The sequence below is a fragment of the Methanolobus sp. ZRKC5 genome (genome assembly GCF_038446525.1).
In the GTDB taxonomy this organism is placed as follows: domain Archaea; phylum Halobacteriota; class Methanosarcinia; order Methanosarcinales; family Methanosarcinaceae; genus Methanolobus.
This window is the reverse complement of the sequence record NZ_CP151792.1, coordinates 1,271,827-1,293,446: the sequence shown is the minus strand read 5'-3', so window position 1 is coordinate 1,293,446 and position 21,620 is coordinate 1,271,827. Positions and strand designations below refer to the sequence as shown.

Below are 21,620 nucleotides of genomic sequence, written 5' to 3'. Positions count from 1 at the left end.
ATGACTGAAATAATCACTCTTACTATACTAGGCGGTGTTGACAAGGACGGTGTTGACGAGCCCATAAGATCAGTTGATATATCCCGTGGTGAGATAGTGGGCATCGTAGGTCCCACAGGCTCCGGAAAGAGCACACTGATCGATGACATAGAACAACTGGCCCAGGGAGACACTCCAACCGGCAGAACACTTCTTATAAACGGTGAAAAACCGTATGCAAATATACGTGTGGACCCGCGCAAGAAACTCGTTGCCCAGCTTTCACAGAATATGCATTTCCTAGCTGACATGACAGTTGAAGAATTCCTGCAGATGCACGCACGTAGCAGAGGCAAGGATACAAACCTTGTTTCAAGGGTTATCGAGCTTGCAAACACACTTACAGGTGAACCAATTGCTCCACATCACCATCTGACAGCTCTTAGTGGTGGCCAGTCACGTTCACTCATGACCGCAGATATCGCAGTGATCAGTGATTCCCCTGTGGTGCTTATCGATGAAGTGGAGAATGCCGGTATTAAAAAACAGGAAGCTCTCCAGTTACTTGCAGGAGAGGGTAAGATCGTTGTCGTTGTCACGCATGATCCCGTGCTTGCCCTGATGTCATCCCGCAGGATCGTTATCAGAAACGGTGGCATGGTGGACATCATAACCACAAGCCCGCAGGAGCAGGATGTTTGTGACAGGATCACAGATGTTGATAACTGGCTCATGTCCCTCAGGGAAACTATCAGGCGCGGGGATATTGTTGAGAGTGCCGCATGAAACTGGTTGTAATTGCAGGGACTCCTGGCTCGGGAAAGACCTCTGTTCTGCTCCACGCCATCAAAGCCCTCATGAAGCATGAAAAAAGGCCTGCTGTTGTCAAAGTAGACTGTCTCTGGACAGATGATGACCAGCGTTTCAAGAAACTGGATATTCCGGTTCATGTGGGCCTTGCCAAGGACATGTGTCCTGATCACTTTACCATTTACAACACCGATGAAATGCTCAAATGGGCAGAAGATGAAGGTGCCGATGTCCTGTTGAGTGAAACTGCCGGACTATGCCTGCGCTGTGCTCCATACCCTGATGAGTGCCTTGCAGTATGTGTCATTGATGTCACAACCGGTCCGAACACTCCATTGAAAGTTGGTCCCCTTCTAACAACTGCTGATGTTGTTGTCACAACAAAAGGCGACCTTGTATCTCAGGCAGAGCGTGAGGTTTTCAGGGAACGTGTGCTTGAGGTGAATCCCGGATGCAAGATCGTGGAAGCCAACGGACTTACCGGTAAAGGCTCATTCGAGTTTGCAGAACTAATACGCTCCGGTCCTGATGTTTGTGATAATATGGTTTTACGCTATAATCCACCACTTGCAATATGTTCTCTGTGTACTGGCGAAACCCGTGTTGCAAGGAAACATCATATGGGTGTCCTGAGAAATCTTGACGGCTTTATGGAATACAAAGGGGAATAATTATGGATGAGATCGAAAAACTACTTCCGGGTTACAATTGTGGTAGTTGTGGCCATCGCCAGTGCAGGGATTTTGTAGCAGAGATCAAAAATGCTGAAGACCTGCAAAAGTGTCCTTTCCTTTCACGTGATAATTTCCAGGACAATGTGAAAAAGATACTCCGTCTTCTGGGTGAAGATATTCCCGAAGATGAAAAGATAATTGGTATCATTGATGGTCTGGAGGCGGATTTCACACTGGCCCCCCTTAAAGATGAATGCTCATGCAGGGAAGACATCCATCCCTTTGATACTTCTATAGAAGTGGAAGTCGGTGACATACTTCGATACAGGCCTCTTGGCTGTCCGGTTACTCACTTTGCAAAGGTCATCGATAAGACTCCCGGTGCAATATACACAGTTCATATGGTAGGGCCACTTCACAGGCTCGGAAATGACGAGTTTAAGTTCAAGGATATTGGTCTATGTATGATACTTGCCTTTGATGGCAAGGTTGCAAAGGGTAAGATTCCAAAAGTAGCTCAGACCGTGAAGTTCGTTCCTGAATACTGCATGATGCAGAAAGTCCACTCCGGCATGGTAGTGGGTGTGGAAGGCAGGAGCGTTCGCATCGAGGCAATAGACCTTAAGGTATGGTGATAACATGATATCCACTTTGTCAGGTGACATGACTCCTTCTGAATCCATATTCAAAGGCATAAATGACGCAGGGATTGATTTTATTGTCAGTGTACCATGTGCCAATCTTAAGGAGCTTATCCCAATGGTAGATGAATCACCTGATATCCTCCATCTACCAGTGACTCGTGAGGAAGAGGGCGTGGGTATATGTGCAGGTGCCTATATGGGAGGCAAGAAACCTGCAATGCTCATGCAGAATTCAGGCCTTGGAAATTCGATCAATGCGCTTGCTTCACTAAATATGCTTTATGGCATCCCACTTTTAATGATAATTAGTCACAGGGGTGTGGAAGGCGAACCAATAGTTGCACAGGTTCCAATGGGTGAGCTTACTTCGAAGTTGCTGGACACAATGGAGATTCCATATTTTCTTCCGCAGAAAGGTGTCGACCCGGCAGATATCATTGTAAAGGCCTGGAACGCAGCTTCTGAGCAGAAAAAACCCGTTGCTGTACTTTTACCCATACCATTCTGGAGAAAGCAATAATGAAGCGCATAGATGCCATCAATGAGATTGCTGCAAAGGCACAGGAAACAGATGCATTGCTTATAGGTAACATTGGTATTCCCTGCAAAGAATTGCATCATGCATGTGATATGCCTAATAATTTCTACATGCTTGGTTCCATGGGACTTGCGTCCTCAATAGGTCTTGGTCTCGCATTATCGAGGCCTGATAAGAAGGTCATTACAATAGATGGAGATGGTTCAATATTGATGAATATGGGAACCCTTGCCACAATAGCTTCACAGGAACCGGAGAATTATCTTCTTGTCATTGTTGATAACCGTGCCTATGGTTCAACTGGAAACCAACCTACAGCCACATTAAAGAACACAGACCTTGCAGAGGTTGCAAAGGGTGCAGGAAATAAAAAGGTATATGTGGTTGATACTCCAGAGAGTTTGAAAGAAACCTTAAAATCCATGGATAACGGGATAATTGTAGTAAAAGCAGAACCGGGAAATACTGATGCTCCGGTGATTGGGATGGCTCCCGAAGCTATACTGAAAAGGTTTATGGATAAATCTTCTCAACCATCTCGTTGAGCTTGAAGTTCCCATTTATTACTCTATCTTTCAATTTCTCCGCAAGTTCCTCTGATCTTTTACGGTCAGATTGTCTTAGGACGATTGGGATATTTAGCTGCTCAGTTTCTTTTTCAAAGTGAAGGGTTCCTAAGTTTGCGGTGAACACTCCTCCCGGACAGAGAGTTGAGCAGAGTCCGCAATTGAAGCACAGATGCCTTTCAAGTATCATTCTGTCGTCTTTACGGTATATTGCCTCCATTGGACAATCTCTTACAGGTTTGCATACTTCGCAATTGAGGCATGCATCAGAATTGAAGCTGACTGTAGGGTCTGTATTCTTCCAGGCATCGGCGTATGTGCTACTGCCTATCATCACTCTTTTATCAACGTCATTTACGACCATTGGAATGTCATGGTCTGTTTTGAGTACAGCATCAAGCACAGACTGGCTTGTAACCGGTATTGCTATGGCCCATGATGCGATACACTCCGGTCCGGCAGATGTCTTAAACCCTCCCATGAGTGCCGGATCCATATCATGCATGTCTGCAACTCCTGCAAGATTTGGTTTTTCAGGGCTGCTGCGTGTTCCTTCTCCAATAACGAAACCTTCAGCTCCGTTCATAAGCATGCGCGTTCCTATGCCAATAGTTTCCATCTTAGGGTCGTTCTGGATTGGGTTGATCTCACCGCATCCGGAAAGCGTTGCACCGTTCATGTCAGGACTGAATTGCGTGGCATGGAAGATCGTATTGACAGGGTTTGTTGAGCAATTTACAAAAGCTGCATAATTCTTGAAGGAATGGCGGGTAGAATATAGCTTTGCATAAGGCATATCTTTTAGTTTGATCTCACTTTTAAAGGATACATTCTCGTCTGTGATTACGGATACTTCTATATCCTTTCCTTCAACCATCTCTCTGAACAGGTGGCCTGCACCGTAACTGTGCTTCTGGGTTGAGTGAGCTGTACCAAATACTATCAGGTCAAGCACTCCAAGACTTTCGTTGGGACAGGGTCCTACATGTGCCGGAACTCCATTGAGAAGCACCTTCGAGGCTCTCTTGAAACTAAGGGGGGAATTTACAGGAAATGAAAGAACTGCATATGTTCCGCTCATTATCGCCCTTGTTGCAGTTGTGACAACATCGACATCCATCATGCCAACGTTCTCTTCTTTGTCCACAAGTTCGGAGACTTCCTGTGCTGTCATGACAACAGCTTCCTTTTTCTCCAGCTTTTCTCTTATATCAGCAACAGAGCGTTCCAAAATATCCCTCGAATTTAGTTAACTGTGAATGTGAACTAAAAAAAAGATTGCAGTATTAACTGCATTCAGTCAACACCGAGTATACTTGCCAGTTCAAGGCCTTCGCTTCCAAGTTCAGCGAGCTGGTCAAAAGCCTCTTCTTTGGTGATGTATTTTTCAGTACGGGTACCATCGGTTGCTTCTATCTTGATGGTTATCTCGTTCTTTACATAACCTTTATCAAGTGACTCTCTGACAATATCTCCATATTGTTCCGCAATGAGCTTGAGGCAGTCAAACACTTCATTATTGCGTACGGCATCCTTTCCATCAAGCATTATGTGTGTGAGTTTCTGGTGTTTTATGAACATTTCCATATACTTTCTGACATCCTCAACAAAGCCGGAAACATTGTCCACTCGCAGTGATCTGAGCAGTGTTTCATCAGAAGTTATATCGAGTTCCCCGTGATATATCTGATATGTGTCATTGTCAGAAACGACCTTGAATTTATGGTCACCTTTCTTGTTCTCAAAGCTTACATCAATATGCTTGTTACCGTCATAATTCATGGATGTGATGATATGCTCGGAGACATCTATCATTTTGACCTTGTTCTCTTTTGAGAATATGCCGGCCTTTGTCCATGTTGGCAGGGATAATTCTCCGTAAACCTCTCTGACACTGAGTGTCTCATGGGCATAGGTTAGGTCACTTGCGTATTCCACACCGGAAAAGGATGCTTTTAGTATTCCTTTTAGGGTACCTTCTTTTGTGGAGACATAATATGTCTTATTTGCTCCATAGATACCTGATTCAAAAAGAGGATTCAGGTTGTTCAGCAGATCCATTTCTATCTTGTAGATTCCACTTTCAGACTGGCGCTTGATCAGCTCCAGTTTTTGGGTAAGCTCCTTAAGTCCGTGGTTGCTGGTTTCAATACAGGCATCTATGACCGCATTGCGACATTCAAGTATTTCCTTGTCTTCTGCACCTTTTGCACGGTCGTCTACATATTGCTGTATATCCTTGCTGAAGCTTTCAATTTCCTCTATCCTTGCTTCAAGGGAGGATATCTCTCCTGTTTCTTCCTCGCTAAGCTCAATAGCCGAATTCTCAAGTGGAAGGACCTTCTTTGCCATTTCTATGAAATTGTTAAGGTCCTGAATAAAATCTCTTTGTAAAGGTAATTCTGTAGAATCTTGAAATGTATATTTCATCCAAATCCCCTTCATGTTTTTAATGATATATTCTTGCGGACCTCATATATAAATTGTTATTTAGGGAGATACCGTCTTGTTCTAGAGCACACTTCTGACAACATCAAGTATCAGGTTCATGTACTTTGCAGCCCCGTTCTTCAGGTCCATGGGGTGAAGTTCTCCTGAAGCGAACACTTTCTCAAGTTCTTCGTAGCTCTTACAAACAAGGTTACCACCGAATTTCTCAGGTCTCTCAAAAACAATTTCTTCATATCTGGGGCATATGTGGTATTTGAACAGTTCCATCACAGGGTTGTCGTTAACTTCTTCAGCAGGACAGAACGCCTTCTTCATCTTCTTCTTTATGTCAGCCTCTGTGTCATCAACAGATATGAAGTTGTTATTTGAAGAGGACATCTTTTCACCGTCAAGTCCCAGAAGTATTGGTGTGTGGATGCAAAGGGGTGCCTTGAATCCAAGGGATGGAAGTCCTTCCCTTCCAAGCATGTGTATCTTCCTCTGGTCAATTCCACCAACAGCGACGTCAACACCAAGCATTGCAATGTCAATTGCCTGCATGATAGGATATACCATCTGGGAAACCGATGGGTCTTCCATTTTCCTTCCTACTTCATCCATGCTCCTTGTTGCCCTGTTCAGGGTTGTGATACGTGTCAGTTTGAGTACGTTAAGGATGTACTCCTGACCGAGCTGGTAATCTGAGCCATATACGAAATTCGTGTTCTCTTCATCAAGTCCAAGGGCAATGAAGCATCTTTTATTATAATCTGCAACTTCCCGTACCTCTTCAAGTGTTCCTTTTTTATTGAGGTAGGCGTGTACATCCGCAAGAAGGATTGTTATCTTAAACCCTGCGTTCTGGAGATCGAGGAGCTTGTTGACCGTAAGTACATGTCCCATATGGATCTTACCACTTGGCTCATATCCTACATAGGCTGTAGGGTGTTCTTTTGTTTCCAGAAGGTTTTTCAGTTCATCCTCTGTTACTATTTCCTGCACATTTCTTTTTATAAGCTCAAGTTTATCCATAGGTTCACCTTAAAAATCGTGGTTTGTATAAACACATCCCTCTTTAAATGCTTTTTCTTGCATTATTCGCTTACTTGTGGCGCAAGGATATTTTTGAGAAATGCTTCTCCCTCTTCTGAGCTGAACAACGGGATCTCACGGTCGCTGAAAATTTTTGTCCGGGTACTTGTTGTTCTCACATTGAGGTGAGGGTTGAAACCTTTAATTTCTATTTCTTTTCGGAGTATCATTATTCCACGCCTTTGCCAGGCAGGGACTTTTGATATATTGATCCCTCTTTCAAAAAGGATCTCATGCATATCTGAGGACTTTTTCCTTTTAAGGTGCATAGCAGCTTCTTTCTCATCCATACCTTCGGACAGGAGGGTATAGTATGCATATGAGTTGATGCAATTACGCCATGCTTCATCCTGTCTCCATACAAGGTACTCGTGAATATCTTCCTCATGAAGGGGAATTACCCTTGAATCAAAAGAGATTGGCTCTTCTGGTTTGAGAGCCATTGTAAAAGCACTGCTGATGAATGAGGGTACTACGGAATCAATCTTCTCAATCCTGTTTTCAAAAGCATTATCCCTGAACAGGAAACTTATCTCGTCCGAAAAAGTATATGCAAAAACAGGGCTCAATCCGCTCTTTTTAAAAAACGATTCTATCGAATCGACAATAGCAGATGTGAACCTTTTATCATAGGGTTTTTCAAATCCCATGCGTGATAGCGCATTCTTGAAATTCCTTCCATCAATGCGCACAATTACAGGCGGTACACAACGCAGATCTGAATAGATCTCTCGCCTTTTCATAGGTCAGTCTTCTTCTATCTCTTTTTTTGGCTTCTTGAACTTGTTCACAACATTCCTGATAAGCACTATGTCTCCTGAAGTGATGACCCACCTGTAAGGAATTATTATCCCTTTAGAGGTGACATCAAAAACATCTCTGTTGATGTCTGAAATGGCCAATCCTCTGACAATTCTCTCGTCAACATCTAACACAAGGTCAGCTACTTTCCCTATGTATGTGCCTGTATCAGTATAAACGTTTAAACCGAAAAGTGAAGTTATGTCTGCACGCATGATATCCTGTTCCTCTTTCATTTTACTTATATATGAATATTTGTATGTAAGTCGATGATTTAGTACTTAATTGCACAATTTTAACGCTACTTAGGGACGTATCTTTGCAATTCCTTCTTTGACTGCATTAGCAGATCTTTCCAGAGCTGCCATTTCCTGGCTGCTAAGTTCCAGTTCAATGATTTCCTCAACGCCTTCTTTTCCAAGCTTAACAGGTACTCCCAGGCATATATCATGCTGCCCGTATTCTCCATTTAGGAATGCTGAAACAGGTACTATTTTTTTTGTGTCGTTGAGTATAGCTTCCACCATGGATGCAATTGCTGCAGATGGTGCATAAAAGGCACTGCCATTTTTCATATATTCAACGATCTCCGCACCTGCATTGATTGTTCTGTTCACGATTTTCTCAATAGTTTGTTCGTCCATAAGTGCGCTCAGTGGTATGCCGGATACTGTTGAATATTCGGGAAGCGGGACCATCGAGTCACCATGCCCGCCCAGTACCATTGCATTTACGTCTCTTACGGAACAGTTCATCTCCTTTGCAATGAACGATGCAAAACGGCTTGAATCAAGCAGTCCACTCATTCCAAACACTCTGTTCCTGTCAGATTGTGTGCATCTCAGGGCAGCGTAGGTGATAATATCAAGAGGATTAGTCACTGTTATGATAATAGCATCAGGTGCATACTTTTCTATATTTTCGCATACCTGCTGCGTGATCTTGATATTTGTTGCAAGCAGATCATCCCTCTCCATCCCGGGTTTGCGTGCAATTCCTGCGGTAACTACTACAACATCTGAATCACTGATGTCTGCATAATCATTGGTTCCGATCACATCGACATCGTAACCAATAAGCGGGGCAGCCTGGAGTATGTCCAGTGCTTTTCCCTGCGGCATTCCTTCAACGATGTCGAGCATCACGATATCTGCAATATTAAGTTCCGCAAGTCTCTGAACTGTGGTGGCACCTACATTGCCTGATCCGATAACTGCAACTTTGCTCATCTTTCTCTCCTGATTACAATTAATTAAAAAATTACTATATTATAAGTGTAGGGATTGAATCCAACATATATATATCAAACCTTATTTTATTTAGCACTTGCAGGTAGAACATCATAGTTATCAATATCATCTATCATAACTGAAAAAGGGAAATTATCATGCTTACAAGTACATACATTCATATGCCACGGATTGGTACAACTGTGGAAAAAAGGATATGGTCCGGTGGGGTTAGGACCTGGGATGACTTCATGGATAAAAGGGATGAGCTTCTGATATCTCCTTCTAAAAAAGAGATGATCATGACTGGCATCAAAGAATCTGCTGAAAGGCTGGAGTCAAGGGATTTTGAATTCTTTGCAAGATCGCTTCCAAAAGCAGAACATTGGCGTGCATTCAGGGAATTTTCAGGAAAGGTTGCTTATGTTGATATAGAGACCACCGGTCTTTCCCCTGGCAGCTCATACATCACGGTTGTAGGGATATATGACGGAAAAGAGGCTAAGACCTATGTAAAAGGCATAGACCTGAATGAGGTCGTAGATGTTTTTTCTAAATATGAATTCCTTGTGACCTTCAACGGAGCAAGGTTCGATCTTCCTTTCATCAAACGCGAGTTTCCTCAAATTGAATTCAACCAGTTACATGCAGATCTTATGTATCCACTGCGCCGCATCTCTCTTTCAGGCGGCCTGAAAAAAATAGAATGCGAACTTGGTATTTCAAGAGCTGAAGAAACTGTTGGTATAAGTGGCTTTGACGCTGTACGCCTCTGGCACCAGTATGAGCGCGGGGATGAGGATGCACTTGACCTGCTGCTGAAATATAATCGCGAGGATATTGTGAATCTCAAAACTATAATTGATATGACCCTTCCACGTTTTATAGACAACAAATTCTCAGAATGCATTTGATATGGATTTCGATTTAAAAACACTTCCCGCATTGCCCGGCGTCTATCTAATGAAAGATGACTCCGGTGATATCATATACGTTGGCAAGGCCAAGTCCCTGGATAAGAGGGTACGCCAGTATTTCCAGTCTAAGAGGAATCTCTCTCCCAAAACAGTGACACTGGTCAGGCATATCGATGATATAGACTATATTGTTACGGATTCTGAGATCGATGCTCTTGTGCTTGAGGCAAATCTTATCAAAAAGTATAGACCTCGTTATAATATACGGTTGAAGGACGATAAACGCTATCCTTACGTCAAGGTGACTGTTAATTCTACGTTCCCGCGCATATTCCTCACCCGCAGGAGGTTGATGGATGGAGCTCTTTATTTCGGACCTTACACCAATGCAAAGGCTATCCGAACAACACTTGACCTAATCTCCCGGATTTTCATGCTTCGCCGGTGCAGGAAGAAAATAGAGCCGGGCAAATCCCGTCCATGTCTCAATTACCATATCAAACGCTGCATGGCTCCATGTAGGGAAAGACTCGATAAGGAAGAATATCGCAAAAGGGTGATGGAGGCTGTTCGTTTTCTGAAGGGTGAAACATCGGGAATTTTAAAGGAACTGGAAGCAAAGATGAGATTACTGGCTAAGGAGCAGGATTATGAATCTGCTGCCGAGGTGCGGGATCAGATCGAATCTGTAAAATATCTCTCAGAACAGCAGATCGCAACATCCGGTACTGATGACCGTGATGTACTGGCTGCAGTATCTGACGAGAAAACGATATACATACAGGTTTTCTATGTGCGCCATGGTAGTATGGTCGGCAAGGCGGACTTCACACTTCTTGGTGCTGATGTATCGGAAAATATTGAAGAATCCATGGCTCAGTTTGTGAAACAGTATTACCAGGACTCTCCAATTCCTCCGGAAATACTTGTACAGTATGATTTTCCTGAAAAAGAGCTCATAGTAAGGTGGCTTTGCCAGCGTTCCGGTCGGGATGTAAGGGTGCATGTGCCACAACGGGGTGAAAAGAAAAAACTCATTGAGATGGCTGAAAGGAATGCTCAGATGTCAATGAGGATGGCACAACTAAAGCCTGCACCGTCAGAATCAGCCATTGCAGCACTTGAGGAATTGCAAAAGGTCTTGTCCCTGGACTCCATGCCCCTGCACATAGAAGGCTTTGATATTTCCAATATATCAGGTACTAATGCAGTTGGTTCCATGGTCTATTTTGAAAATGGCATACCTGCTAACAACAAGTACAGGCAGCACAATATCAAAACAGTGAAGGGTATAGACGACTTTGCCATGATGGCTGAGGTCGTGCACAGGAGATACTCACGTTTGATCAAAAATAATGAACCAATGCCTGACCTTATTCTCATAGACGGAGGTCCGGGCCAGGTGAGTGCAGCCAAATCCTCTACTGATGCTCTTGGTCTTAATATACCATTGATTGGCCTTGCAAAGAGATTCGAGCATATAATCACCACCAAAAAAGGCCCCGATGAGGTTATAATTCTCCCACACACGTCATCTGCATTAAAAATACTGATGCATATTCGTGATGAAGCGCACAGGTTTGCAGTAAGTTCCCACCGAAGAAGGCGGTCTGCCAGTCTTACACATTCGGAACTGGATTCTATTCCTGGTGTAGGGCCTTCCAGAAAGCGTATTTTGCTTGAGAACTTCGATTCCATTGATAAGATAAGGTCTGCTTCAGTGGGGGATCTGTCTGGTCTGGATGGTATAAGTGAGCAACTCGCAAAAAAGATACTTGAGCATTTGGAAAGTAAGTAATCTAATTAATACTGTTGCGGCAAAAATAAATAGTGTGGGTCAAATATAGCTTAGTGGATTTGCTTTTTGGTAAAAATGGTAAAGTGTGATTAAATGGGTAACGAGTTGGATTTTTATGGGAACGTTCATCATCCTGATATCAGGATGCTTCATGATATGGATGAGGTCGTGCATGATCAGGCATGGCTGCGCTTACAGGATAACATTGAACTTTATTACATGTATCGTGATCTCTCAAAGAATGAGTCCGACCACGCAAAAATAGAAGAAAATGGCCTCAGGTATGACATTACTATAATTCCTCCTGCAATGTTGAGTGATGAATACGTCAAGACTGCCGGTCATTATCATCCTCCGGTTCCGGGGCAGAATGTGTCATATGCTGAACTCTATCAGGTACTGGAGGGTGAGGCTACCTATCTTCTTCAGAAAGCAGAGGGTGACGAGATCGTAGATGTGATTGTCTGTGAGGCAAAGGCAGGAGATCTTGCTCTTGTTCCGCCGGGTTATGGCCATATAACTATCAATAATTCAGATGATACACTTAAAATGGCTAACTGGGTATGCCGTGATTTTGCATCTCTTTATGAGCCTATTAAGAAACTCTTCGGTGGGGCATACTATCTTCTGACCGGTGGGTTTGAAAAGAATCCGGATTACAGGGAAGTGCCGGATATACGATTCATAAAACCAATGGATTATCCCGAAGCTGGTCTTTTCTGTGGTGAGGATATGTATGATATCGTGAATGATATAGGTAAACTCGATTTCCTTGTTCATCCGCAGGATCATATGGAAATATTCGGGAAGATAACATCTCTTTGAATAGTATCTTTTTACTATGAGAAACTATAAATGGTTGGCAACTACTAAACGGTTAGAGGTATGTCTTTGCAAAGGAATAACCAGATTCAATTCACGTCATCGAAAATAGAGGATTTGATGTTCAGGACGACGTTCGATCCTAAAACAATGGAAGGCGACGTGATTGTGAACCTTTCTATTATAAATAAACAGGATTTTGATGATGTTCTTAAGATATTCACTATGGCCATCAACAGCGGGCTCTCGGTAAGTCCACTGCTAAAGATTCTTCATGAGGGGGATTCAATTGGTGACCACAAGATCGGTGAAGGTGAGGTTGGCTTTGCAACTGTGTGCAGTATCACTATTGATGGGCTCCTTTTAAAGGCTGGTGTGATGATAAAACCACGTTTTGGCGGTCTGGTTGAAATTCGTGATGGTGATCCCATGCGTTTCACAAATGTCCTGACATATCAGAGTACTACAATAGATCCTCTTGAGGTTCTGATGTCACAGGAACTTACCTCTGTCATGGGTATGCTCAAAACAGGTTCAGGTAAGATTCTTGCTAATCTGCGCGAAGCTCCTATGGTAACCAGGGATGCTATAGACAGTACTCTTTCTGACATGGTTGATGCCGGAATAAATGGTATTCTTGAAGTGGGTGAACCAAATACAAGAATACTGGATGTGCCTGTAGAACGTGACCATCTCGGTATTGTTGTTATTGGTGGTACTAACCCCATGGCAATAGTTCAGGAACACGGTATTCCAATAAGGACCAATGCAATGTCAACACTTATTGATATCAATAAACTGTCCCATATCAACGATGTTGTTTGATGTGGTTTACGTTTTCACTAACTGTGCAGCGATAGTTGAATTGAGTTTCTGAATGAACTCTTCTTTTTTACCAAATGGCACCGTAGCCCCTGCTGCAATATCATGGCCACCGCCTGCTCCTCCAAGTTCCTTACACACAATACTCAAAGCATCTGCGAGATTGAGACCTTTATTGATAAGTTCCTGTGTTCCTCTTGCGGATACTTTATAGCCGTCATCCTTGTCTGCAAATGCTATAATGGGTAGTTTACGGTTGCCTGTGGAGAAGTGGCTCATTCCTGCAACAATGCCTACTATTGTTTCAGGAATCACGCTTCCTGCATCGAAATACTGAAGGTGTGAGAGTTCGGTTATTCCTTTGTCCCTAACGAAGTTCAGTCCGTCTACAAGGTTCTTGCGATGGGTTTGCAATAGGTCCTGTGCTTCTCTGTAGGCTTCGTCCCGGTTGCCCATACATACCTGCATTCCAACTTCCGCTTTCATGTATCTTCCTGTGGCATTAAGGAGTGTAGAATATTCTGATGCGTCTCTCATTTCAGTACCTTCCTGCTCGGAAAGGAGTATGTAGCCCTCTGATACCAGCCTGCCGATATTGTAGGATGACATGCCGTGTTGCATGGAGTATTGCATAAGGGATGATGTAACTTTCATTTTTTCTTCTTCCAAAAGGTCTATCCATCTTCTCCATTTCTCATCATTTGAGAACTGAAGGCCTACCCTGGCAAGAAAGTCAATGCATGCATCCTCATTACCGGTGAGCCCGGGAATAAATGGATCGGATGAATACTGTATCATTTTGTACACTGGTCGTGTCTGTTTTCCAAAAAGTGAGATATCCTTTTTAGGAATTATTACTTCAGGATTTGCTTCAAGTATCATCCTGTTAAGGCTCACAAGTTTTCCATGCTTGCGATTTTGCATGTCGCCAACACATCCCACTATCGCAAGGTCCGCAAGGTCACGGTTATCACCAAGTTGGGATGCAAGTATAAATGTTGTTCCTGAACCACTTATCTCGTAAGAACCGTTTGCTCCGTAAAGGTGAGGGTTCAGGTGAAATTTAGTCTCTCCCTGTGGTCGGTGATGGTCTGAAACAATAGCATGTACTCCGTAATTATTGATATGCTCCAGTTGCCCGCTTCCAAGGTCTGTGAATATCGTAAGTTCTGGGTTCATATCCGCAAGTTTTTCTACGATTGTTTCATCAAGCTGTTTGACAAACATCATCTCAGAGCCGATACCTGCTCTTTCCAGGGCTTTTGAAATAATGGCTGCTGATGTTATTCCATCTGCATCGATGTGGGATACCAGCTGTATCTCCTCGTATTTTTTGATCTCTTCAGCGCATTCCCGGGCATGCTCTGCCATCATGGTCATAGTTTCAGACATGTTTATTATCCTCTTATTCTATCACTCTGGATTTTTTCCATCCTTTCGGATCGATCAGGTATTTGTTACTCGCTCTTTCTATTCTCGGGTAACTCTGTATCTCTTCCACGGTTACCTTTGGAATGCCTTCTTCGTTATATTTCTTGCAAAGCTCTGTCCATGGTATCATATATGCTTCTCTTGCACGTCCAACGCCCATTTTCAATTCAACTGCAAGAAATCCGGTTCTCCCTGATCGTAATAAAAAGTCGGATATTCTTTCTATCTGGTGGGCACCATTCTTATCAGTTGTGAAATGTTGTGTGAAATAAAGTGCCTTTGCACCTTTATCCACAGAAATGCTCTTGCATTCTATTCCCATATAATAATCCGGGTCAAGTGAATCAACAAGTACATCCAGGAACTGTGAGGTGAACCTGTGCTGTTTAAGCCGATATGAGATTCCCTTCATTTTTTTCTCTTCGAAGAATGCGTTGAATGACTGGACAAGTACTCTTTCAAATTCTGTCATTGTATTATCACGTTTTTGAAATTATATTCTTTTCAAGCTTATATTAAATATTGCCTTGGTTATATTATGCAACTCGTTAGATTGATGTACCTGTTAACTCAATTAGCAGTGATGAATAAGAAAAATCTGGAAATTATATCTTCAATAGGTTCTGTAGTATTGTTGCTGATACTTTTTGCCGCAGCACATCAGATGAGGAATCTATTTCCTCAGGAATACGGGTTTGTTTTCTCACTTGTGATATTCATAGTTGCTATGTCAGTGGTCGGTTTAAAGTTGAATGAAATGAATTGAGGTTATTTAGTCCAATGTCAGTGTTCAGTGCTGAGTTCAATCTGGATACATCCGGAAACGCGGATGTTCTGGATATTACTCCTTATGTTTCTGAGCTGGCCGCATCATCTGGTTTTAGTAATGGGATTGTGCTTGTATATGTACCAGGCTCAACTGCTGCAATAACGACTATTGAATTCGAACCTGGTCTGGTCCGTGATTTTAAAGAAGCACTTGAAAGACTGGCTCCGGAAGGTATTACTTATTTTCACAATGAGCGCTGGCATGACGGCAACGGCCATTCTCATATCAGGGCATCCTTTATAGGCCAAAGTGAGTCGTTCCCTCTTATCAATGGGAATATTCTGCTAGGCACATGGCAGCAAATAATACTTGTGGATCTTGATAATCGTCCACGCTCAAGAAAAGTTCACGTGCAGGTCTATGGTGAATAAATAATGAAAATAGAAAGGGTTTCCGGCTTTTAGCCGGATGCATACTGTTTTTATTGTTTGACAAGGAATTTGACAAAATCAGGGCTTAATCTTGTTTCTCTTATCATCTTGTCTTCTACGTCCTCATCGGAAAGTCCGTCCTGCTTGTACTGTGCAATGCGGTCATAGACAGTCTGTGAAACTTCGGAGTACTCGTTGATATCTTTCCTGTGGCCCCATACATCTCCTTCAAGGAGTTCGATTCCCTGCATCTCAAGGTACATCTTTGCTGAGTTTGAGATCGTCCTCTTGTATGAGCTGGGTATGTGGAGTGCTTTTACATTAGGGCACTTCATAATAAGGGAAAATATGTCTGTGTTTGAAGGTCTGAATGCGAGGTGGATGATTTCTTCATTCGCGCCAAGTGTGTTAATCTCTTCTTTTGAACTTACTACTCTTATTTTCATGTTTTACCTTCCTTTCTCTTATATTTAGGTTTTTCATCAAATTTTATGAATGGGAGTTTAGATTTTTTCTTTCTAAAAATTAGTGTATATACAAAGCTTTATTTAAAGGTTGTCAATATAACATTATATGCATGGTATAAATTAGTTCAATCGTGTAATTAGTTATTTTATTTATCAAGTTTGTTGTCAGTTTATTTGCTAACTAAACGCTACCTATTGACTCATAATCAATTTATTATGATTGTTTGTTTATTTGTTTTTTAAACACGGTGCACTACTTTTTTATTAATCATTTAAAAAAATCATTTTATATTTTACGGTTAATATTATTTATTTTGAGTTGCCCACTGAAAATATTTGGTTTAATGTCGACACACCATTTTTGGTGTATCTATCTGATACCTTGATTCATCTGGCTTGAATTAATGTATATGGCTCAAAATTCATGTATATACAACAATTGCATCATTATCGTCTCTATCTTTTTTAAAATCAGGGAAGCTTACTGATTTTAAAGTAATTTATTATATTCAAGCATAAACGTTTATATAATTCAATATCCAATTTAGGATACGTGCTTCCAAAATTGTTGCCGAAATTGCGAGTAAAAAATGATGTAAAAATAATTTACATTATATTTGGTATAATCTTGACATATTTTTCAATATATATGCCAGATTTCATGAATGTAGCAGGCATGGAAGGCACAAAAATAAGCTCCGTTGTTTCCTTTGGAGCACTGAATGGTATGCTCTTTGGTCCTTTCTGGGGTTCCATCGTGTCAACAACTGGTTTTCTTTTGTATGAACTAACAAGTGGTAAGTATCTCTCTATGAATACGTTTTCGGTACTTTCGATTCTATTCATTGCACTTAGTTCAATAGTTTCGGGTCTTGTTGTCAACAGGGAACATAAGGCTGCAAAAAGTATATTTTTTGTACTTATTGTTGCATGGTACATGCTTGATGTGGGAAGGGAAGCCTATTTTTATCCATGGTATCATTTGCTGATACTTGGCATCTTCGTATATTTCGAAAAATCAATTTTGGTGAAAACCGTTACTTCTAAAGCATACATATTCTTATCTCTATTTTTGGCTTCATTAATGGGTGTTCTGTCTGATCACATGGCAGGAAGTATTACCTGTTATCTATTATATGATCTACCTGTAAATATGTATAAGTCAGTGATCTTTCTTTATCCTGTGGAACGGACAATACTCGCATTTTTCCCTGCATTTCTGGTTTATGTACTGGTTGTTGTATTCAAAGACATAATACTCTCATCAGATGATGTCGAAAAAGATATTGAGGATAAGAAAACCCAGGATTTGGACGAATATCTTCAAAATGATGTGTTGAACATTATAAAAGAAAAATAAAAAAGACACTTAGGAACAATGAGTTCTTATTGCATTTCTACTATTTTATCTTTGATTGCTGTAATACTTTTAGAGAACAAGTGTTCAGGGTCTGAGTTAACAAGTATCTCATTTCTGCCGCGGGTCGCAATTTCGCACATACAGGGTATAGTTGCAATAACAGGTGCACCGTATCTTTTCTTCTCTATTATATCAAGACAATTACCGTGGTGCATGTTATCTACGATTGCACATTTTTTGTCAAGAAGAGTGTAAACACCTTTTATTAATTGCTCAGTGCAATTGAAACATGCAGTTGTATCATTGTGCACAATAATTACCATATCCGATGCGGCAACAGCATTTATGGACTCATATTCTACACCTGGACTGGTATCAAATATAATGATGTCCATATTTTGATAAGCAAGTTCTTTTTTCCCATTCATAAGTGCTTTAAGGGCTCCTGCTTGCCAGTTTCGATCCTTGCTCACAAGGTCCCTTATCTCTTTTATATCAGGATTAGAAAAACTCACGTACATGTGGCCATCAGTTTCGATGTCTTTTTGAAAGTCGTTCATGGTGTCTTTCAGGCTACATTTTCCTGATAAGAAATCGTTGATCCAGAAATGAGTTCCTGGTTCGAACATAGAACAAAGGGATGGTCCTCTAAGGTCCAGATCGATCAAGCATGTATTTTTTCCTTCTAATGCGAAAGCTACTGCCAGATTTACTGCGATGCTTGTTTTTCCTGTTCCACCTTTGGAGGAGTGTATTGCTAATGTAAGAGTCATGTTTCCTTCATTAATTATTGATTAATTTTAATACTTTGAATCAATATTGAAATTCATCCAAAGAATTAATGTCATTCTATACATTTTTTCCTCAAGCTTTCATTTATGCGGAAATAAACCTTCCTTCCGTCTCTATATTTTTTGACGTGATTCATTCTGACAAGTTGGTTGAGATAATTACTTTCGACAGCTCTTTCCTTATTTGTCACGTTTGCAATCTCGTCTGCTGTTGCCGGACCAATTTCAAATAAAGTCGTTGCAGTAGTCCTTAAGTGATCTGGTAGGGAAAGTAGCGTTATTACATCAAGAGAATCTGCTATTATTTTGCTTTTCTCACCGACCTGATCTTCTTTGAACTCAGCCTGTAAAATGAGTCGATCAAGTTTGGAATTTATTTCTTTTAAGTTATTGACAACCTGTTCAAGCAATTCCGAGTCCAATATTTAGTCCCCTACGTTTTAATCAGAATACACATTATTATTACTTATTTATATATTATACTGACTCCACATCAGTTCTCTTTACTAATAATCCTTTCTGGTTTAGTTTATGTTCAGATTCTTTGTCATATAAACATTTTCCAGTTCATAACCTGCTTTTTGGTAGTACTGACGCACACCAATACCGCTTATTATTGCAATCTTCGCATATCCAAAATCCAATGCAATTTCTTCTGCCTTTGAAATGAGTTCTCTGCCATATCCTCTGTGCTGCCAATCATTATTTCCAGCATTCTTTCCCACAGCCACGGATGATCCGAATATATGGAGTTCTCTTACAAGAGCAGCATTTTCTAGCTCTTTACGGTGAGGGTTGTCAGGAAGCCTTAATCTAAGGAAACCTATCAATATATCTTTTTTAAGGTCTTCAAAGGCAATAAAATATTCTTTTCCTCCACAGCACTCATATGATTCCACGGTTAGTTGTATGTTATCTATATCAGGCTCATTTCCTTTTAGCATGTTGTGCCCTACTTCACGGCATCTTATGCAGTGACATTTTCCACCATGCTGTTCCAGATGTTTATGTGCAAGTTGGCGGATATTACTTTTTTTGACTCCTGCAAGTATCTGGGGTGCAGGTATATCCCTCTGTATGCGCTGTAACCTGACCCATTTAGGGATAAAGGACTTGATATTGGACAGGAGCATTGTTGCGTCTTCATCTCCCATGGCTTTGTACTTACCCTGTTTCCACATTCGGTGTAACTCTGTTCCTTCGGTAACAAGGGTGGGATATATTTTCAGATAATCAGGCTTAAATCCTGGATTTTCAAATAATCTTTTAAAATTCCTTGTGTCCATTTCCATGTCCGTTCCAGGCAACCCCGGCATCATATGGAATCCTACTTTCAGGGCACTGTCCCTCATAATTCTGTTTGCTTCGATACTGTCTGCGACACTGTGACCTCGTTTCATTCTCTCCAGAACAAAATCGTAAGTGCTTTGAACACCAATTTCGATTTTAGTTGCTCCAAGTTCGAGCATCTTATCAATGTGGATTTTTTTTGCCCAATCGGGGCGTGTTTCAAAGGTAATGCCCGTATTCCTTACTTCTGATGTCTCGTTTGCCTTCTGAACATCTTCTATTGTAAAATATGGAACTGTCTTTCCAATTGGGTTTGCCCGCTGCCTCCAGGAGTCCCCGTAGAAATCATTCATAGCTTCAAGACAGCGTTTTGTGTACCATTCCTGGTAATCGATCGACCTTGCAGAAAAAGTGCCTCCCATAATTATAAGTTCGGCTTTTTTAACTTCATGTCCAATGTGCTTCAATTGGGTCAGTCTATTTGTCACTATCCTGTAAGGATCATATTCAAGTTGTATTGCCCTCATGGTGGAGGGCTCCCTTCCCATGTAACTTTGTGGTGAATTAAATTCCGAGTCAGGTCCCCCGGGACATGGAACACATATTCCATGTGGGCACGGGGCAGGTGATGTCATTGCAGCAATCACTGCAACTCCTGATATTGTACGTACGGGCTTACGCTGAAGTATGGCTCGAACCTTTTCCTGCTCTTCATCATTGCCTGACATAATAATGTCTGCATTTTTAGGAAGGGTTGAAAGACGAAACTGTTTTGCAATCTTTTTCTTAGTTTCACTTAGTTGCTTATCGTTAGTTATCTGGCCATTAAGTACCATATCCAACATGCTTCTGCAGGCTGTTTCAAAGTCATTTTCAGTCATTTTAACCGTGAAAATATTGAGATTATATTCGAATCATTGACAGAATCCTGCAACCAGTGCTTCCAGCTGTATTCTGTCGTTTGCACTTTCTGTCAGGTAAAAATCAGTGTCTGCTATTTTTGTGACCCATTTGGCAATGATGTCATCCGCTTCGTTAGAATTCACTGTGACCTTGTGCAGCTGGAGTAGTATTTCCTGCCCGGACAATCCTTCTTCGAGTATGAGGGCATCAATGTATTTCCTAGCTTCAAGAATGTTCTTTGAAGTTATTGATTCAAAGAGACTTGCTATGTTCTCTGATTGCTCTCCCAGTGTTGAATCGTATATTTGTTGAGGTCCAATACTCTCATCTGCAGATTGTACGGATGCTATCTGGAGTGTGTTCAATGCCCTTGCAATATTGCCTCTTGCATGATATACCAGTGCATCAATACCGTCACTATTGATCTGAAGCCCCTCGGCATCAACGATTGTGCTAATGAAATTTGCAAGTTTATCATCTGAAACATGTGTGAAGAATAGTTGCAAACCCCTTGACCTAAGAGGGCTTATCAGCTTAGAAGGTTGGGTTGTTGAAAGTATAAAGCGAGACGAAGCTGTATACTTTTCCATTATCCTTCTCAAGGCGTGCTGTGAATCAGAATTGAGTGATTCGGCATTATCAATGAATATTATCTTAAAATCCGAATCTACAGGTGGCATACCTGCATATTCATTGATGATGTCCTTGAAGATATTTATCACGCTTTTATTGATCTTCTTTGGATCATCAGTCCCTATTATGCGTATGAATCTCTTGTCGCGTACAAGGTAACTTTTTCCCTGTTCAAAAAAATCAGATGCGTTGAAGTATGCCAGGTTACGTTCATAACCTTCTCCATATAATTGGTGGGCAAGCGCAAAAGCTGTGCTTGACTTGCCTGAGTTTTCAGGTCCGTGGAATACAAAATGTGGAAGGTTATTGGACATGGCCAACTTCCTGACCATGTCTAATGATTGTTCATTGCCGACTATTTCATCAAGGCTTTCAGGCCGATATTTTACAGTCCACAGATCCTTCAAATTATCACCTTTTCCT

General features: G+C 41.5%; 25 protein-coding genes. 12 read left to right on the top strand and 13 right to left on the bottom strand.

Translation table 11 applies throughout. From position 1 onward, the window contains the following. From WN948_RS06290 to comE, 5 genes are read left to right on the top strand one after another with little or no spacing between them, the layout of a single operon-like run. Positions 1 to 765 (top strand): ATP-binding cassette domain-containing protein, encoded by a 765-nt coding sequence (locus WN948_RS06290; RefSeq protein ID WP_342306144.1) that lies wholly within the window; start codon positions 1 to 3, stop codon positions 763 to 765. Beyond that, positions 762 to 1,460 carry a GTP-binding protein gene (locus tag WN948_RS06285; protein WP_342306143.1) on the top strand — a complete coding sequence of 233 codons (699 nt, stop codon included), beginning with the start codon at positions 762 to 764 and terminating at the stop codon, positions 1,458 to 1,460. The genes WN948_RS06290 and WN948_RS06285 overlap by 4 nt, the downstream gene beginning before the upstream one ends. Positions 1,461 to 1,462: 2 nt before the next feature. Beyond that, positions 1,463 to 2,098, top strand: a complete 636-nt coding sequence (locus tag WN948_RS06280) for a (Fe-S)-binding protein (protein ID WP_342306142.1) — start codon at positions 1,463 to 1,465, stop codon at positions 2,096 to 2,098. Positions 2,099 to 2,102: 4 nt separating this feature from the next. Further along, positions 2,103 to 2,627: a sulfopyruvate decarboxylase subunit alpha gene (comD, locus tag WN948_RS06275; RefSeq protein WP_342306141.1), complete on the top strand. Its 525-nt coding sequence runs from the start codon at positions 2,103 to 2,105 to the stop codon at positions 2,625 to 2,627. Continuing rightward, the gene (gene comE / locus WN948_RS06270; RefSeq protein WP_342306140.1) at positions 2,627 to 3,190 is read left to right on the top strand and encodes a sulfopyruvate decarboxylase subunit beta; all 564 of its coding nucleotides are present in this window, start codon (positions 2,627 to 2,629) and stop codon (positions 3,188 to 3,190) included. Before comD ends, comE begins: the two co-directional genes overlap by 1 nt. On the opposite strand, the gene WN948_RS06265 is transcribed toward comE, so the two are convergent. From WN948_RS06265 to mdh, 6 genes are all read right to left on the bottom strand, one after another. Continuing rightward, the gene (locus WN948_RS06265; protein WP_342306139.1) at positions 3,159 to 4,442 is read right to left on the bottom strand and encodes a methanogenesis marker 16 metalloprotein; all 1,284 of its coding nucleotides are present in this window, start codon (positions 4,440 to 4,442) and stop codon (positions 3,159 to 3,161) included. The genes comE and WN948_RS06265 overlap by 32 nt on opposite strands. A 65-nt stretch (positions 4,443 to 4,507) precedes the next feature. Beyond that, positions 4,508 to 5,641, bottom strand: coding sequence for a hypothetical protein (locus WN948_RS06260; RefSeq protein WP_342306138.1), 1,134 nt, complete (start codon positions 5,639 to 5,641; stop codon positions 4,508 to 4,510). Positions 5,642 to 5,722: 81 nt separating this feature from the next. Beyond that, on the bottom strand, positions 5,723 to 6,673 hold the full coding sequence (locus WN948_RS06255; RefSeq protein ID WP_342306136.1) for a tyrosine--tRNA ligase: 951 nt from the start codon (positions 6,671 to 6,673) through the stop codon (positions 5,723 to 5,725). 62 nt (positions 6,674 to 6,735) lie between these two features. Beyond that, positions 6,736 to 7,476: a tRNA(His) guanylyltransferase Thg1 family protein gene (locus WN948_RS06250; RefSeq protein ID WP_342306135.1), complete on the bottom strand. Its 741-nt coding sequence runs from the start codon at positions 7,474 to 7,476 to the stop codon at positions 6,736 to 6,738. Between the two features lie 3 nt (positions 7,477 to 7,479). Continuing rightward, a complete protein-coding gene (locus WN948_RS06245; RefSeq protein ID WP_342306413.1) occupies positions 7,480 to 7,749 on the bottom strand; it encodes a PRC-barrel domain-containing protein in 270 nt (89 codons plus the stop codon). Between the two features lie 90 nt (positions 7,750 to 7,839). After that, on the bottom strand, positions 7,840 to 8,763 hold the full coding sequence (mdh, locus tag WN948_RS06240) for a malate dehydrogenase (protein WP_342306134.1): 924 nt from the start codon (positions 8,761 to 8,763) through the stop codon (positions 7,840 to 7,842). A 158-nt stretch (positions 8,764 to 8,921) separates the two neighbouring features. Between mdh and WN948_RS06235 the strand changes: the two genes are divergently transcribed. From WN948_RS06235 to WN948_RS06220, 4 genes are all read left to right on the top strand, one after another. Then, positions 8,922 to 9,677: a ribonuclease H-like domain-containing protein gene (locus WN948_RS06235; RefSeq protein WP_342306133.1), complete on the top strand. Its 756-nt coding sequence runs from the start codon at positions 8,922 to 8,924 to the stop codon at positions 9,675 to 9,677. 1 nt (position 9,678) lies between these two features. Next, positions 9,679 to 11,478 carry an excinuclease ABC subunit UvrC gene (gene uvrC / locus WN948_RS06230; RefSeq protein WP_342306132.1) on the top strand — a complete coding sequence of 600 codons (1,800 nt, stop codon included), beginning with the start codon at positions 9,679 to 9,681 and terminating at the stop codon, positions 11,476 to 11,478. Positions 11,479 to 11,571: 93 nt separating this feature from the next. After that, positions 11,572 to 12,303 (top strand): glucose-6-phosphate isomerase family protein, encoded by a 732-nt coding sequence (locus tag WN948_RS06225; RefSeq protein WP_342306131.1) that lies wholly within the window; start codon positions 11,572 to 11,574, stop codon positions 12,301 to 12,303. A gap of 66 nt (positions 12,304 to 12,369) precedes the next feature. Then, positions 12,370 to 13,125, top strand: a complete 756-nt coding sequence (locus WN948_RS06220; RefSeq protein ID WP_342306130.1) for a DUF128 domain-containing protein — start codon at positions 12,370 to 12,372, stop codon at positions 13,123 to 13,125. A 6-nt stretch (positions 13,126 to 13,131) separates the two neighbouring features. Here the strand turns inward: WN948_RS06220 and WN948_RS06215 are convergent, their stop codons facing one another. Both WN948_RS06215 and WN948_RS06210 read right to left on the bottom strand, forming a co-directional pair. Next, positions 13,132 to 14,514: a DHH family phosphoesterase gene (locus WN948_RS06215; protein WP_342306129.1), complete on the bottom strand. Its 1,383-nt coding sequence runs from the start codon at positions 14,512 to 14,514 to the stop codon at positions 13,132 to 13,134. A gap of 13 nt (positions 14,515 to 14,527) precedes the next feature. Continuing rightward, complete coding sequence (locus WN948_RS06210; protein WP_342306128.1) at positions 14,528 to 15,025, bottom strand: hypothetical protein; 498 nt, start codon at positions 15,023 to 15,025, stop codon at positions 14,528 to 14,530. 111 nt (positions 15,026 to 15,136) lie between these two features. Here WN948_RS06210 and WN948_RS06205 point away from each other — a divergent pair, with 111 nt between their 5' ends. Further along, the gene (locus tag WN948_RS06205; RefSeq protein WP_342306127.1) at positions 15,137 to 15,319 is read left to right on the top strand and encodes a hypothetical protein; all 183 of its coding nucleotides are present in this window, start codon (positions 15,137 to 15,139) and stop codon (positions 15,317 to 15,319) included. A 14-nt stretch (positions 15,320 to 15,333) separates the two neighbouring features. Next, positions 15,334 to 15,753, top strand: coding sequence for a secondary thiamine-phosphate synthase enzyme YjbQ (locus tag WN948_RS06200; RefSeq protein ID WP_342306126.1), 420 nt, complete (start codon positions 15,334 to 15,336; stop codon positions 15,751 to 15,753). Positions 15,754 to 15,803: 50 nt separating this feature from the next. Here the strand turns inward: WN948_RS06200 and WN948_RS06195 are convergent, their stop codons facing one another. Continuing rightward, on the bottom strand, positions 15,804 to 16,199 hold the full coding sequence (locus WN948_RS06195) for a DUF1699 family protein (protein ID WP_342306125.1): 396 nt from the start codon (positions 16,197 to 16,199) through the stop codon (positions 15,804 to 15,806). 697 nt (positions 16,200 to 16,896) lie between these two features. Between WN948_RS06195 and WN948_RS06190 the strand changes: the two genes are divergently transcribed. Then, the gene (locus WN948_RS06190; RefSeq protein WP_342306124.1) at positions 16,897 to 17,580 is read left to right on the top strand and encodes a hypothetical protein; all 684 of its coding nucleotides are present in this window, start codon (positions 16,897 to 16,899) and stop codon (positions 17,578 to 17,580) included. Positions 17,581 to 17,606: 26 nt separating this feature from the next. On the opposite strand, the gene WN948_RS06185 is transcribed toward WN948_RS06190, so the two are convergent. The 4 genes from WN948_RS06185 to WN948_RS06170 form a co-directional block, all read right to left on the bottom strand. Continuing rightward, on the bottom strand, positions 17,607 to 18,353 hold the full coding sequence (locus tag WN948_RS06185; RefSeq protein ID WP_342306123.1) for a MinD/ParA family protein: 747 nt from the start codon (positions 18,351 to 18,353) through the stop codon (positions 17,607 to 17,609). Positions 18,354 to 18,424: 71 nt separating this feature from the next. Then, the gene (locus WN948_RS06180; protein ID WP_342306122.1) at positions 18,425 to 18,793 is read right to left on the bottom strand and encodes a helix-turn-helix domain-containing protein; all 369 of its coding nucleotides are present in this window, start codon (positions 18,791 to 18,793) and stop codon (positions 18,425 to 18,427) included. A gap of 102 nt (positions 18,794 to 18,895) precedes the next feature. Beyond that, a complete protein-coding gene (locus tag WN948_RS06175) occupies positions 18,896 to 20,542 on the bottom strand; it encodes a tRNA uridine(34) 5-carboxymethylaminomethyl modification radical SAM/GNAT enzyme Elp3 (RefSeq protein WP_342306121.1) in 1,647 nt (548 codons plus the stop codon). Positions 20,543 to 20,575: 33 nt separating this feature from the next. After that, the gene (locus tag WN948_RS06170) at positions 20,576 to 21,604 is read right to left on the bottom strand and encodes an AAA family ATPase (RefSeq protein ID WP_342306120.1); all 1,029 of its coding nucleotides are present in this window, start codon (positions 21,602 to 21,604) and stop codon (positions 20,576 to 20,578) included. Positions 21,605 to 21,620 lie beyond the last annotated feature (16 nt).